Here is a 13,430-nt window from a genome sequence, read left to right as displayed (position 1 = left end):
GGATAGGTTTTCAACCATTCCACCCGATCGAACGGGCGATCAATTCTTCCCGAACCACCCTTGCTGGCTGCTGCAGGTTACAAAGACTGTAACTGCGCTGCCGACAAACGGTTTTCGAGGTGGCAAAAAGGGGGCCAAGCCCCCTTTTTGCTTACTGAGTCAACGCCAAGGCGTCAATTACTCAGCTGCTGCTACCGGAGCTTCTTCAACGAACTGCTCGGTGCCGCCAGCAACGTGGTTGCGACCGCGGATTACTGCGTCAGCCATCGAACCCATGTACAGCTGGATAGCGCGGATTGCGTCATCGTTGCCTGGGATGATGTAGTCAACGCCTTCCGGGCTGCTGTTGGTATCGACTACGCCGATAACCGGGATGCCCAGCTTGTTGGCTTCGGTGATCGCGATGCGCTCGTGATCAACGTCGATAACGAACAGTGCGTCTGGCAGACCGCCCATGTCCTTGATACCACCCAGGGAACGATCGAGCTTCTCAAGATCGCGAGTGCGCATCAGCGCTTCTTTCTTGGTCAGCTTGGCGAAAGTACCGTCTTCGGCTTGCACTTCAAGGTCACGCAGACGCTTGATGGAAGCACGGATGGTTTTGAAGTTGGTCAGCATGCCGCCCAACCAGCGATGATCGACGTACGGCGAACCGCAACGTGCTGCTTCTTCAGCAACGATCTTGCCAGCGGAACGCTTGGTGCCGACGAACAGAATCTTGTTTTTGCCCTGGGCCAGACGCTCTACGAAAGTCAGAGCTTCGTTGAACATTGGCAGGGTTTTTTCAAGGTTGATGATGTGGATCTTGTTACGCGCGCCGAAAATGTATTTACCCATTTTCGGGTTCCAGTAACGGGTCTGGTGACCGAAGTGCACACCGGCCTTCAGCATATCGCGCATGTTGACTTGGGACATGATAGTTCCTTAATAAGTCGGGTTTGGCCTCCACGTATCCCAATGACCAACCAGCAGCATCAGCTGAAGGCACCCAGGTCATCGTGTCGACACGTGTGTGGATTTAGGCTTTTCAGGGGATCCCCGGAAAGCGGCGCATTTTATATCACAAGGCTGAAAAAAACGAAACCCGGATTGTTAAATCCTGGTGCGCGCCTTGGTTCCGTCCCTTGGAATCCTCCAAGAATGCGCCATTCTATAAGGAGAAGCGATGCACAGAGGCTCAGATTTGCGCTGCTCGTCTGTTAGAATCGCGTTTTTCAGGGCCGCGAAGATCGACCGCGCAACGCCCATTCCGTTTTAGAAGGCGCCATCGAGCGCAGAGAGAGCCTGTATGACCGTCACCCTCAAAACCCCAGAGGACATCGCAAAAATGCGCATCGCCGGCAAACTGGCCGCCGATGTGCTGGAAATGATTGCCGAACATGTCAAGCCGGGCATAACCACTGAAGAACTGGACCGCATCTGCCACGACTACATCGTCAACGAGCAGAAAGCCATCCCTGCCCCGCTCAACTACAAGGGCTTCCCGAAGTCGATCTGCACATCGATCAACCACGTGGTCTGCCACGGCATTCCGAACGAGAAGGCCTTGAAGGATGGCGATACGCTGAACATCGACGTCACCGTCATCAAGGACGGCTACCACGGCGACACCAGCCGCATGTTCCACGTCGGTACCGTGCCGGTCTGGGCCGAGCGCCTGTCGCAAGTGACCCAGGAATGCATGTACAAGGCCATCGAAATTGTCAAACCCGGCTGCCGCCTGGGCGACATCGGTGAAGTGATCCAGAAGCACGCTGAAAAGAACGGTTTTTCCGTGGTTCGCGAATTCTGCGGTCACGGCATCGGCAAGGTGTTCCACGAAGAGCCGCAGATCCTGCACTACGGTCGCGCCGGCACCGGCATGGAACTGAAAGCCGGCATGACCTTCACCATCGAGCCGATGATCAACCAGGGCAAGGCCGACACCAAGGTATTGGGCGACGGCTGGACCGCGATCACCAAGGACCGCAAGCTGTCGGCACAGTGGGAACACACCCTGCTGGTAACCGAAACCGGTTACGAGATCTTCACTCTGCGCGCCGACGACACCATCCCGCGCGTTTCGGCCTGATCCGGGCGCGCAGCTCCTCAGCCTTATAGACAGGAAAGCCAATCGATGCCGCAGGTGGATCCCGAACTCTTCGACCGTGGCCAGTTCCAGGCTGAACTAGCCCTGAAGGCAAGCCCGATCGCGGCCTTCAAGAAGGCAATTCGCCAGGCCCGCGAGGTGCTCGACGAGCGCTTTCGCAGCGGCCGCGACATTCGCCGGTTGATCGAGGATCGCGCCTGGTTCGTCGATAACATCCTGCAAAAGGCCTGGGAGCAGTTCAACTGGAGCGAAGACGCCGACATCGCGCTGGTCGCGGTCGGCGGCTACGGTCGCGGCGAGTTGCACCCTTATTCCGACATCGATTTGCTGATCCTGCTGGACAGCGCCGATCACGAAGTTTTCCGAGATTCGATCGAGCGTTTTCTGACGCTGTTGTGGGACATCGGCCTTGAAGTGGGCCAGAGTGTTCGCTCAGTGGACGAATGCGTCCAGGAGGCCCGCGCCGACCTGACGGTCGTCACCAACCTGATGGAAAGCCGCACCATCTGCGGCCCCGAGCGCTTGCGCCAGCGCATGCTGGATGTCACCAGCACCGCGCACATGTGGCCGAGCAAGGACTTTTTCCTGGCCAAACGCGCCGAGCAGAAGGCCCGTCACCACAAATACAACGACACCGAATACAACCTGGAACCCAACGTCAAAGGCTCGCCCGGCGGCCTACGGGATATTCAGACGATTCTGTGGGTGGCCCGTCGTGAATACGGCACCCTGAACCTGCGGGCCCTGGCCGGCGAAGGTTTCCTCGTCGAGAGCGAAAACGCGCTGCTGGCCTCCTCCCAGGAGTTCCTGTGGAAGGTTCGTTACGCCCTGCACATGCTCGCCGGCCGCTCCGAAGACCGCTTGCTGTTTGACCACCAGCGCACCATTGCCGGGTTGCTGGGCTTCAAAGGCGATGACGCCAAGCAAGCCATCGAAAATTTCATGCAGCAGTATTACCGAGTGGTCATGAGCATTGCCCAGCTCAGCGACCTGATCATCCAGCACTTCGAGGAAGTCATCCTCGCACCGGAAGACGAAGCGCCGCCGCAGCCGATCAACTCGCGATTCCAGCTGCACGACGGTTACATCGAGGCGCGCAACGACAACGTGTTCCGCCGTACACCGTTCGCCATGCTGGAAATCTTCGTACTGATGGCCCAGCAGCCGGAAATCAAAGGCGTGCGCGCCGACACCATTCGCCTGCTGCGAGAACACCGTCACCTGATCGACGACGATTTCCGCAACGACATCCGCAATACCAGCCTGTTTATCGAACTGTTCAAGTGCAAGATCGGTATCCACCGCAATCTGCGACGGATGAACCGTTACGGCATCCTCGGGCGCTACTTGCCGGAGTTTGGCTTCATCGTCGGGCAGATGCAGCACGACCTGTTTCACATCTATACGGTCGACGCTCACACCCTGAACCTGATCAAACATCTGCGTAAGTTGCAGTACACCCAAGTGTCGGAAAAATTCCCGCTGGCCAGCAAGCTCATGGGCAAACTGCCCAAACCCGAGCTGATCTACCTGGCCGGCCTGTACCACGACATCGGCAAGGGCCGGCATGGTGATCACTCGGAAATCGGCGCCGTGGATGCCGAAGCCTTTTGCCAGCGCCACCAGTTACCGGTGTGGGACAGTCGCCTGATCGTCTGGCTGGTACAGAACCATCTGGTGATGTCGACCACCGCCCAGCGCAAGGACTTGTCCGACCCGCAGGTCATCCACGATTTCGCGCAAATCGTCGGTGACGAAACTCACCTCGATTATCTGTACGTGCTGACCGTCGCCGACATCAACGCCACCAACCCGACGCTGTGGAATTCCTGGCGCGCCAGTCTGTTGCGCCAGCTCTACACCGAGACCAAGCGTGCCTTGCGCCGCGGCCTGGAAAACCCGGTTGATCGCGAAGAACAGATCCGCCAGACCCAGAGCGCAGCGCTGGACATTCTGGTGCGCGGCGGCACCGATCCGGACGACGTCGAGCAGCTGTGGGCGCAATTGGGCGATGACTACTTCCTGCGCCACACCGCCGGCGACGTGGCCTGGCACAGCGACGCGATCCTCCAGCAACCGGCCGACGGCGGGCCGCTGGTGCTGATCAAGGAAACCACCCAGCGCGAATTCGAAGGCGGCACGCAGATCTTTATCTATGCGCCGGATCAGCACGACTTTTTCGCCGTGACCGTGGCTGCAATGGACCAGCTCAACCTGAACATTCACGACGCCCGGGTCATCACCTCCAGCAGCCAGTTCACCCTCGACACCTACATCGTGCTCGACACCGACGGCGACTCGATTGGCGACAACCCGGCGCGGGTCAAACAGATTCGCGAAGGCCTGACCGAAGCCCTGCGCAACCCGGACGACTACCCGACCATCATTCAGCGTCGGGTACCGCGCCAGCTCAAGCATTTCGCGTTTGCGCCGCAGGTGACGATCCACAACGACGCCCAGCGTCCGGTGACCGTGCTGGAACTCAGCGCCCCCGACCGCCCAGGCCTGCTTGCACGCATCGGCACGATCTTCCTCGAGTTCGATCTGTCGTTGCAGAACGCCAAGATTGCGACCCTCGGCGAGCGCGTGGAAGACGTGTTCTTCATCACCGATGCGAACAACCAGCCGTTGTCCGACCCATTGCTGTGCAGCCGCTTGCAGGATGCAATTGTCGAACAGCTGACCGTCAGTAACGAACCCGATATCAAACTGTCGCGCATCAGCATCTGATTGCGCGCCAGGATTCAGCCGCTTTGAACGAGACCCCGTACCGATGAACAACGCTCTGAACCAGTTGCAGCCCTACCCGTTCGAGAAGCTCCGCGCCCTGCTCGGCAGCGTCACGCCAAACCCGGACAAGCGTGCCATTGCGCTGTCCATCGGCGAGCCGAAACACCGCTCGCCGAGCTTCGTCGCCGAAGCACTGGCAAGCAATCTGGATAAGATGGCCGTGTACCCGACCACCCTCGGAATTCCGGCCCTGCGTGAAGCCATCGCCGCGTGGTGCGAACGTCGTTTCAGCGTTCCGAACGGCTGGCTCGACCCGGCGCGCAATGTGCTGCCGGTCAACGGCACTCGTGAAGCGCTGTTCGCCTTCACCCAGACCGTGGTCAACCGTGGCGACGATGCACTGGTGATCAGCCCGAACCCGTTCTATCAGATCTACGAAGGCGCCGCGTTCCTTGCCGGGGCCAAGCCGCATTACCTGCCGTGCCTGGACGAAAACGGCTTCAATCCGGATTTCGACGCCGTTTCCCCTGACATCTGGAAACGCTGCCAGATCCTGTTCCTGTGCTCGCCAGGCAACCCGACCGGCGCCTTGATCCCGGTCGAAACCCTGAAGAAGCTGATCGCCCTGGCCGACGAATACGACTTCGTGATCGCCGCCGACGAGTGCTACAGCGAACTGTATTTCGACGAACAAACCCCACCGGCCGGCCTGCTCAGCGCCTGCGTGGAACTGGGCCGCAAGGACTTCAAGCGTTGCGTGGTGTTTCACAGCCTGTCCAAGCGCTCCAACCTGCCAGGTCTGCGCTCAGGCTTCGTGGCCGGTGATGCGGACATTCTCAAAGGCTTCCTGCTCTATCGCACCTACCACGGCTGCGCGATGCCGGTTCAGACCCAACTGGCCAGTGTTGCCGCATGGAATGACGAAGTGCACGTGCGCGCCAACCGTGCGTTGTATCGCGAGAAATACGATGCGGTGCTGGAAATCCTCAGCCCGGTGATGGACGTGCAGCGGCCGGATGGCGGTTTCTATTTGTGGCCGAGCGTTGACGGCGATGATGAAGCGTTCTGCCGTGATCTGTTCGTTGAAGAACATGTGACCGTGGTGCCGGGTTCTTATCTGTCCCGAGAAGTGGAAGGGTTCAATCCAGGCGCTGGCCGTGTGCGCATGGCACTAGTCGCACCGCTGGCCGAATGTGTGGAAGCGGCCAAGAGAATTCGCGAGTTTATTACCCGCAACAAGTAAGTATCCCAGCCCGCACTGTGCAACGCAGTGCGGGCACTCTTATATAGACAGTTACACTTCATCCGAAATTAAAGTTCACCGAACTGCAGAGTTCCCCTTACTCTCATGCAGTGCATTAGCGTGCGCATTCACACGACCTTACTTCAAGGAAGAAGTAGCCAATGAACAGTATTGAACACTGCACCCTTATCCAGTGGCCCGACGATCAACAATCTTATGAAGCCGCCATCAACGAGAACCCTGAGAATGCCGGCACCGGCGGCGGCACTCGTCGCAAGCGCTCTCTGATCAATTACTCAAAGCTGTGGGCAAACGGACGCACACTCAAAATCGCCTTTATTGACGGCCCCGATGATGAGCACAAACAGAAGATCATCGACGCTGCCAGCCAGTGGCTGCCCTATATCAATCTGAGCTTCGATTTCGTTGAAGGGCGCGAAGGTGATATCCGAATCGCAACCAAAAACAATGACAACAGCTCCGTGCTGGGCACTGACGCGCTGTTGATTCATCCGGACTGGCAGACCATGGATCTGGGTGTCAAACCTGAACATGAAGATTTCGAAGTGATCGTGACTCATGAGTTTGGACATGCCTTAGGCGCGATGCATGAACACCAACACCCTGAGGCCAATATCCCCTGGGATAAACCGAAAGTGTATGCGTTCTACCAGAATCGAGAAATGAATCCGCTGACCAAAGAACTAGTCGACATGAACCTGTTTCAGCCCTTCGATACAATCGAAGCTATTTATACGCCGTACGATAGAAAGTCGATCATGCACTATCCAGTGGCGAACACCCTGACATTGGGCGATTGGGACATTCCAATCAACCGCAAGATCAGCAAAAAAGATAAGCGATTGATGAAACTGCTCTATCCCAAACGCTAAAACCTTATTCATTTGTAATGATCGAGAACAGGGGCATCGTCATTCAAGTTAACGGACGAGCACTGCCGCTATCCAAACGACTACAAGCACCTATAAGCAAATCAATTATGAACATTAGTACGCCCTGTAAAATGATCCGCGCAATGGATGAACTCGCCTCTTACGACGCAGCCATCCTGGAAAACCCCGACAACGCCCAACGTTCTTCCGCAGGCCGACGCTCCAAGCGTGCCATTGGCACCTGGAGCAAATTCTGGAGTAATGGCCGGACGTTAAGAATCGCGTTCGTGGATACTCCCACTCAAACGAAAAGGCTTGCCATCGAAGCGTTGATCAAGCAATGGCAACCCTCTGTGAACTTACAGTTCGAATTTATTGACCAAGGCGAAAGCGAGATCAGGATTTCAACATCCAGCGCGAATAACAGCTCCGCAGTAGGAACTGATGCGTTGCTGTACGAACAACATGAACCGACGCTGAATTTGAATATTGAAATCGACCATCCAGAATTCGAAGCAACCGTACTGCATGAGTTCGGTCACGCGTTGGGTCTGCAGCACGAGCAGCTGCATCCAAAAGCGAACATTCCCTGGGATAAACCGAAGGTTTACGAGTTTTATCAAACCCACTATGGGTGGACCGAGAAAGACACTGATCTTCACGTCCTGACGCCCCTTGGAGGCAGCGACCATCTATGGGGCCGCTACGACAAGGATTCGATCATGCACTACCCAGTCCCGAACGAACTGACGACAGAGGATTGGGAAGTGGGTACCAACACCAAAATCAGCATGCTGGACAGGCGAGTCATGCGCAAAGCCTATCCAAAATATCAGCCGAACGACGCTGACTGAGTCCCGCGAACGCACAGGCTGAGCGATTGTCTGGTGACGTCGCCATTCACCATGAAGACCTACTTAACCGATCCCTGGTGGGCCTCACTCAAACCCAGTTCTCCCAACACTTCTCGCCGCACGTCATCACCCATCTGGTGATGACGTCTGAGCTTGTACCACTACAGGCGCCACGTACTTCATTGCGACGCTTGTCGTCCGGGCTTTTCTCGATGCCGCGCAGTAACTGCGGCAAGGCGATGCAGGCGGTTTGAGTAATATCAGATCCGACTTCAATACAACCACCCCTACTTCATCATAAGACACTAAAGTTCTTACGAAGCCATACAGGTTGTCGAGTGCAATACCCGCCAACTCTAACAACACCAAGTAACACACCCCGCTAGTTTTCCACTTTACTAAACCTGCAACCAACACTAAATTCTACTTCAGCACAAAAGCCGCACTTCTATCAATCAAACAAGGAAGTTAGACCATGCATTCCAGCATAACTTTTTCTACAACGGAGCCCGAAGACTTAGAAGTCCTCTGCAACTTTGCAAATACAGCACTCACGCCTACTCAGTTTTTCTCAGGAGTTGCAAAATAATGTGGGCCAAGAAAAACCCTTCCAAATTCTGGACGCCCGGCCGCACTCTTCGAATCGCCTTCCTCAATGGCACCGAAGAATTCAAAGCCGCGACCATCTCGGCAGCCAACCATTGGCTGCCGCATATCAATTTGAAATTCGAATTCGTCGAAGGTAAAGAAGGCGACATCCGTATACTTAGCCAGGAAGGAACGTTCTCGTCCAACGTCGGCACAGACGCACTGTTGTTTACAGATGAGCCAACAATGACACTCTGGCCACACAGCCCCAACCTCGCACGTTATTTTGCGGCCAATGTAATGCATGAATTCGGCCATATGCTGGGGGCAGAACATGAGCAGACCCACCCGACAGCAAACATCCCCTGGAACACGTCAGCCCTTTATGCACGATATGGAATAACCGATAACCCTGAAGAAGACGACTACCAAGCCAGAGTGACGCGAGAATGGCTGCACCACTCATACCTGGATCGCGCAACCCCAGATGCAAGCGTTTATTCAGAGTACGACCGAAAGTCGATCATGCACTACGTCATCCACCAATCCTGGACCGAAGGCGACTTCCAGGTTTTTCTCAATTTTGATCTCAGCGAAAAAGACAAGGCCTTCATGGCCAAGGCCTATCCCTACCCGACGAAAAATGAATAACGCTCCATTAAAGTAGCGTTATTTGACTTGCCCCAGGTCCGCTTCGCTTGAATCAAATACCCCCAATACTTCGCGCAGGTCCCTCTGGGCAACGAGCGAATCAGACGACTTTAAATTAATGAGACCAAAATGAAAAACGCCAAACCCTGTTCTATAATCCCTCCAAAAGATCGACTGGCATCATACAGTGCAGCCATTACAGAAAACCCGAACAACGCCTCAAACAACGAATTATCCATATTAGGCTTGGGCGACTACAAAAAATTGTGGACGCCAGGTCGCGAACTGAAAATCCGTTTCCTTGAAGATGTTTCATCGAGCTTCTTACGCGCCTTTTACAAGGCAATCACCCCCTGGATAAAACATGTAAATCTAAAGTTCTTAGTAGTGTCCAAGGGCGACGCAGACATCCGAATCACCACCGTCAGCGAACACAACAAATCATTGATAGGCACCGACGCACTGACTTTTGATCAAGACGAAGCGACGATGTACCTTGAAACAACCCCAAGCGACGAATACTTTGAATCGACCGTACTCCATGAAATGGGTCATGCACTTGGCTACCTGCACGAGCACTTGCACCGCGACGCGGCCATCCCCTGGAACCGAGAAAAAGTTTACGAGCATTATTTCGAGCATTACGAATGGGACAAACAGCGCGTAGATGAAAACGTGTTGACGCCCTATTCGGGGGCGATAGTCGACACCGAATACGATAAGAACTCCATCATGCACTACGAGGTTGAGAAAGAGCTGACCGACGGAGTCTGGGAAGTCAGCAAAAATACCGTACTGAGTGAGCTGGATATAAAAATGGCAAAACGCACTTATCCGGAAGATCCGGATGATGTGCCCTGGAAGGTTCTCTAAACGAGTTCTTGAAAATGACCTCTATTTGACCCGCCCCCCGATTTGATTCATTCAGATCTAGCTCACTCCACATATCCCGCAGCACGTCATCGCTGATCGGGTGCTGACGGCTCGGCGGTTAAAACTCCAGGCGCAGCGCCCGCAGCGCTTTCAAGCGTATTGCGCTGCAGCCAATCCGCAGCGTCTCCCCCTGCAATCGACAGCATTGAAGTGCCATATTAGCCGCTTAGACTGCAGGCGAGCCGTTACACCAATGCCGCATGCAACCGCTGATCGCCCTGACAAAACGACAAACCCGACCACGGCCGACGCGAAACCGTCCGGTCATGGCATAATCCGTCACCTTTTATTTCCAGCACCTGCAAAGGGGGCAATTCCTTGACCGTTTCAAGCAAAACGTTGCACCTTTTCGGCATCAAAGCCTGCGACACCATGAAAAAGGCGCGCACCTGGCTCGATGAACACGCTGTCAGCTATGACTTTCATGATTACAAGACGGTCGGAATCGACCGTGAACACCTGACCCAATGGTGCGACGAGCACGGCTGGCAAGTGGTGTTGAACCGTGCAGGCACGACCTTTCGCAAGCTCGACGACGAACGCAAAGCCGATCTCGACCAGCCGAAAGCCATCGAACTGATGCTCGCACAACCCTCGATGATCAAGCGCCCGGTGCTTGATCTCGGTGACCGAACCCTGATTGGCTTCAAGCCAGATATCTACGCGGCAGCGCTCAAGTAAAGCAGCCCGTTCCATTTTTAGAGGTATCAACATGTCCACTACCCTGTTCAGCCTGGCCTTTGGTGTCGGCACTCAAAACCGTCAAGGCGCATGGCTGGAAGTGTTTTACGCGCAGCCACTGCTCAACCCTTCGGCCGAACTGATCGCCGCCATCGCGCCGGCTCTGGGCTACACCGAAGGCAACCAGGCCATCGCCTTCACCACCGCTCAGGCCTCGCAATTGGCTGAAGCCCTGAAAAGCGTTGACGCTGCCCAGGCTGCCTTGCTGACGCGTCTGGCCGAGAGTCACAAGCCGCTGGTCGCGACCATTCTGGCCGAAGACGCTCAGCTGACTTCCACGCCTGAGGCTTACCTCAAGCTGCACCTGCTGTCCCATCGTCTGGTCAAGCCGCACGACCTGAACCTGGCGGGTGTGTTCCCACTGCTGCCGAACGTGGCATGGACCAGCCAGGGCGCAATCGACCTGGCCGAACTGGCCGAACATCAACTGGAAGCCCGTCTGCGCGGCGAGCTGCTGGAAGTGTTCTCGGTGGACAAGTTCCCGAAAATGACCGACTACGTGGTTCCGGCCGGCGTGCGTATCGCTGACGCGGCACGTATTCGTCTGGGCGCTTACGTCGGCGAAGGCACCACCGTGATGCACGAAGGTTTCGTCAACTTCAACGCTGGTACCGAAGGCCCGGGCATGATCGAAGGTCGCGTTTCCGCTGGCGTTTTCGTCGGCAAGGGTTCGGACCTGGGCGGCGGTTGCTCGACCATGGGCACCCTGTCGGGTGGCGGCAACATCGTGATCAAGGTCGGCGAAGGCTGCCTGATCGGTGCGAACGCCGGTATCGGCATTCCATTGGGCGATCGCAACACCGTTGAGTCGGGCCTGTACGTGACCGCTGGTACCAAAGTGGCGCTGCTGGACGAAAACAACAAACTGGTCAAAGTCGTGAAAGCCCGTGAACTGGCCGGTCAACCTGACCTGCTGTTCCGTCGCAATTCGGAAACCGGCGCTGTGGAATGCAAAACCCACAAATCGGCGATCGAACTGAACGAAGCGCTGCACGCTCACAACTAAGTGCCGCCGGCACCTGTGGGAGCGACGGTCGCTCCCACAAGGTCCGGTGTACCCCCGCCCAAGTTCACAGGGCTCAACACATGATGATTCCCTCCCCCTGGCGCGCCGATTTTCCGGCCATCGCCGCATTGCAACGGCAAGACCAGACGTATCTGGACAACGCCGCCACCACGCAAAAACCTCAAGCCCTGCTGGATGCCTTGGCGCACTACTACGCCAACGGCGCGGCCAACGTGCATCGGGCACAACACTTGCCCGGCGCCCACGCCACCCAGGCGTTCGAGGCCAGCCGCAGCAAAGTCGCCCACTGGCTCAATGCCGGCGATTGCGGGCAGATCATCTTTACCCACGGCGCAACGTCTGCGCTGAACCTCCTGGCTTACGGCCTGGAACATCTTTTCAATCCGGGCGATGAAGTTGTCATCAGCGCCCTGGAGCATCACGCCAATCTGTTGCCATGGCAGCAACTGGCCCATCGTTGCGACCTGAAGCTGGTGATCCTGCCACTGGACGCTGACGGCTTGATCGACCTTGATGCTGCCGCGCAGCTCATCGGTCCGCGAACTCGCTTGCTGGCGGTCAGTCAGCTGTCCAACGTACTCGGTGCCTGGCAACCGTTGCCCGCACTCTTGACGATGGCCAAGGCGCATAACGCGCTGACCGTGGTCGATGGCGCCCAAGGCGTTGTTCATGGCCGGCATGACGTGCAGACGCTGGGTTGCGACTTCTATGTGTTTTCCAGCCACAAGCTCTATGGCCCCGATGGTCTGGGCGTGCTGTTCGGTCGCAATGAAGCGCTTGAGCAACTGCGCCACTGGCAATTCGGCGGCGAAATGGTGCTGGATGCGGATTACCACAGCGCACGGTTCCGCCCGGCGCCACTGGGTTTTGAGGCGGGTACACCGCCGATTGCCGGTGTGATTGGTTTGGGGGCGACGCTGGATTATCTGGCGGGGCTCGATCAGGACGCCGTGTCCGCCCATGAGGCAGCGCTGCATGACTATTTGCTCAAAGGCCTTGAAGCACGCAACGGCATTCGGTTGTTGGGCAAGCCGCAACTGGCGCTGGCCAGTTTTGTCGTCGAGGGTGTGCATAACTCTGATTTGGCGCATTTGCTGACGGAACAGGGAATCGCAGTGCGCGCCGGTCATCACTGCGCCATGCCGCTGCTGAAAAGCTTTGAATTGGCTGGGGCCATCCGGGTGTCGTTGGCGCTGTACAACGATTCCGAAGATTTGGAACGGTTCTTTGACGCGCTGGATCAGGCGCTGGAGTTGTTGCGATGAACTTGCCTGCCGATGCAGCCACGGCGCTGGAGACTTTTCAGAAGGCTGCCGGTTGGGAACAACGGGCGCGGCTGTTGATGCAATGGGGCGACCGTCTGCCGGCGTTGAGCGATGTGGATAAGAGTGACGCCAACCGCGTGCATGGCTGTGAAAGCCAGGTGTGGTTGGTGGGTGAATTGCGGGATGGTCACTGGCAGTTTGCCGCGAGCAGCGATGCACGGTTGATTCGCGGGTTGGTGGCGTTGCTGCTGGCGCGGGTTAACGGGTTGTCAGCGGTTGAGTTGCAGCAGGTGGATTTGCCGGATTGGTTTGATCAGCTTGGGCTTTCCCGGCAACTGTCCCCTTCGCGCAGTAATGGCCTCAATGCCGTGCTACAACGGATGAACGAGTTGGCTGGTTAATCACCATCGCGAGCA

Annotated in this window: 12 protein-coding genes and 1 pseudogene; 11 read left to right on the top strand and 2 right to left on the bottom strand. The window is 56.5% G+C overall.

Features of this window, described 5'->3' with window-relative positions; all coding sequences use genetic code 11:
- Positions 1-177: 177 nt before the first annotated feature.
- On the bottom strand, positions 178-915 hold the full coding sequence (gene rpsB, locus ACMXYJ_RS07560) for a 30S ribosomal protein S2 (RefSeq protein WP_003219330.1): 738 nt from the start codon (positions 913-915) through the stop codon (positions 178-180).
- A gap of 373 nt (positions 916-1,288) precedes the next feature.
- Here rpsB and map point away from each other — a divergent pair, with 373 nt between their 5' ends.
- From map to ACMXYJ_RS07535, 5 genes are all read left to right on the top strand, one after another.
- The gene (gene map, locus ACMXYJ_RS07555; protein WP_201185921.1) at positions 1,289-2,071 is read left to right on the top strand and encodes a type I methionyl aminopeptidase; all 783 of its coding nucleotides are present in this window, start codon (positions 1,289-1,291) and stop codon (positions 2,069-2,071) included.
- 45 nt (positions 2,072-2,116) lie between these two features.
- The gene (locus ACMXYJ_RS07550; RefSeq protein ID WP_415759321.1) at positions 2,117-4,819 is read left to right on the top strand and encodes a [protein-PII] uridylyltransferase; all 2,703 of its coding nucleotides are present in this window, start codon (positions 2,117-2,119) and stop codon (positions 4,817-4,819) included.
- Positions 4,820-4,862: 43 nt separating this feature from the next.
- Entirely contained in the window at positions 4,863-6,062 is a 1,200-nt protein-coding gene (gene dapC, locus ACMXYJ_RS07545; protein ID WP_415759320.1) for a succinyldiaminopimelate transaminase, read from the top strand.
- Positions 6,063-6,223: 161 nt separating this feature from the next.
- Positions 6,224-6,955: a M12 family metallopeptidase gene (locus ACMXYJ_RS07540; RefSeq protein WP_415759319.1), complete on the top strand. Its 732-nt coding sequence runs from the start codon at positions 6,224-6,226 to the stop codon at positions 6,953-6,955.
- A 143-nt stretch (positions 6,956-7,098) separates the two neighbouring features.
- The gene (locus tag ACMXYJ_RS07535) at positions 7,099-7,809 is read left to right on the top strand and encodes a M12 family metallopeptidase (protein WP_415759318.1); all 711 of its coding nucleotides are present in this window, start codon (positions 7,099-7,101) and stop codon (positions 7,807-7,809) included.
- 59 nt (positions 7,810-7,868) lie between these two features.
- On the opposite strand, the pseudogene ACMXYJ_RS07530 reads toward ACMXYJ_RS07535, so the two are convergent.
- Positions 7,869-8,056, bottom strand: a pseudogene (locus ACMXYJ_RS07530) (Na+/H+ antiporter); the annotation flags it as partial.
- 341 nt (positions 8,057-8,397) lie between these two features.
- On the opposite strand from ACMXYJ_RS07530, the gene ACMXYJ_RS07525 reads away from it, so the two are divergent.
- From ACMXYJ_RS07525 to ACMXYJ_RS07500, 6 genes are all read left to right on the top strand, one after another.
- Positions 8,398-9,048, top strand: a complete 651-nt coding sequence (locus ACMXYJ_RS07525) for a hypothetical protein (protein ID WP_415759317.1) — start codon at positions 8,398-8,400, stop codon at positions 9,046-9,048.
- Positions 9,049-9,177: 129 nt separating this feature from the next.
- A complete protein-coding gene (locus ACMXYJ_RS07520; RefSeq protein WP_415759316.1) occupies positions 9,178-9,921 on the top strand; it encodes a M12 family metallopeptidase in 744 nt (247 codons plus the stop codon).
- A 432-nt stretch (positions 9,922-10,353) separates the two neighbouring features.
- Positions 10,354-10,662: an arsenate reductase gene (locus tag ACMXYJ_RS07515; RefSeq protein WP_240050488.1), complete on the top strand. Its 309-nt coding sequence runs from the start codon at positions 10,354-10,356 to the stop codon at positions 10,660-10,662.
- 31 nt (positions 10,663-10,693) lie between these two features.
- Positions 10,694-11,728, top strand: coding sequence for a 2,3,4,5-tetrahydropyridine-2,6-dicarboxylate N-succinyltransferase (dapD, locus tag ACMXYJ_RS07510; RefSeq protein ID WP_415759315.1), 1,035 nt, complete (start codon positions 10,694-10,696; stop codon positions 11,726-11,728).
- 80 nt (positions 11,729-11,808) lie between these two features.
- Complete coding sequence (locus ACMXYJ_RS07505; protein ID WP_415759314.1) at positions 11,809-13,014, top strand: aminotransferase class V-fold PLP-dependent enzyme; 1,206 nt, start codon at positions 11,809-11,811, stop codon at positions 13,012-13,014.
- Positions 13,011-13,415: a SufE family protein gene (locus ACMXYJ_RS07500; protein WP_415759313.1), complete on the top strand. Its 405-nt coding sequence runs from the start codon at positions 13,011-13,013 to the stop codon at positions 13,413-13,415. The genes ACMXYJ_RS07505 and ACMXYJ_RS07500 overlap by 4 nt, the downstream gene beginning before the upstream one ends.
- Positions 13,416-13,430: the final 15 nt, after the last annotated feature.

It is taken from the genome of Pseudomonas arabinosi (assembly GCF_047758675.1).
GTDB classification, from domain to species: domain Bacteria; phylum Pseudomonadota; class Gammaproteobacteria; order Pseudomonadales; family Pseudomonadaceae; genus Aquipseudomonas; species Aquipseudomonas arabinosi.
This window is presented reverse-complemented; position numbering and strand designations above follow the sequence as displayed.

Excerpts from the sequence above, each read along its gene's own strand:
- rpsB (WP_003219330.1), bottom strand. The coding sequence starts at position 915 with ATGTCCCAAGTCAACATGCGCGATATGCTGAAGGCCGGTGTGCACTTC.
- map (WP_201185921.1), top strand. The coding sequence starts at position 1,289 with ATGACCGTCACCCTCAAAACCCCAGAGGACATCGCAAAAATGCGCATC.
- ACMXYJ_RS07550 (WP_415759321.1), top strand. The coding sequence starts at position 2,117 with ATGCCGCAGGTGGATCCCGAACTCTTCGACCGTGGCCAGTTCCAGGCT.
- dapC (WP_415759320.1), top strand. The coding sequence starts at position 4,863 with ATGAACAACGCTCTGAACCAGTTGCAGCCCTACCCGTTCGAGAAGCTC.
- ACMXYJ_RS07540 (WP_415759319.1), top strand. The coding sequence starts at position 6,224 with ATGAACAGTATTGAACACTGCACCCTTATCCAGTGGCCCGACGATCAA.
- ACMXYJ_RS07535 (WP_415759318.1), top strand. The coding sequence starts at position 7,099 with ATGGATGAACTCGCCTCTTACGACGCAGCCATCCTGGAAAACCCCGAC.
- ACMXYJ_RS07525 (WP_415759317.1), top strand. The coding sequence starts at position 8,398 with ATGTGGGCCAAGAAAAACCCTTCCAAATTCTGGACGCCCGGCCGCACT.
- ACMXYJ_RS07520 (WP_415759316.1), top strand. The coding sequence starts at position 9,178 with ATGAAAAACGCCAAACCCTGTTCTATAATCCCTCCAAAAGATCGACTG.
- ACMXYJ_RS07515 (WP_240050488.1), top strand. The coding sequence starts at position 10,354 with ATGAAAAAGGCGCGCACCTGGCTCGATGAACACGCTGTCAGCTATGAC.
- dapD (WP_415759315.1), top strand. The coding sequence starts at position 10,694 with ATGTCCACTACCCTGTTCAGCCTGGCCTTTGGTGTCGGCACTCAAAAC.
- ACMXYJ_RS07505 (WP_415759314.1), top strand. The coding sequence starts at position 11,809 with ATGATGATTCCCTCCCCCTGGCGCGCCGATTTTCCGGCCATCGCCGCA.
- ACMXYJ_RS07500 (WP_415759313.1), top strand. The coding sequence starts at position 13,011 with ATGAACTTGCCTGCCGATGCAGCCACGGCGCTGGAGACTTTTCAGAAG.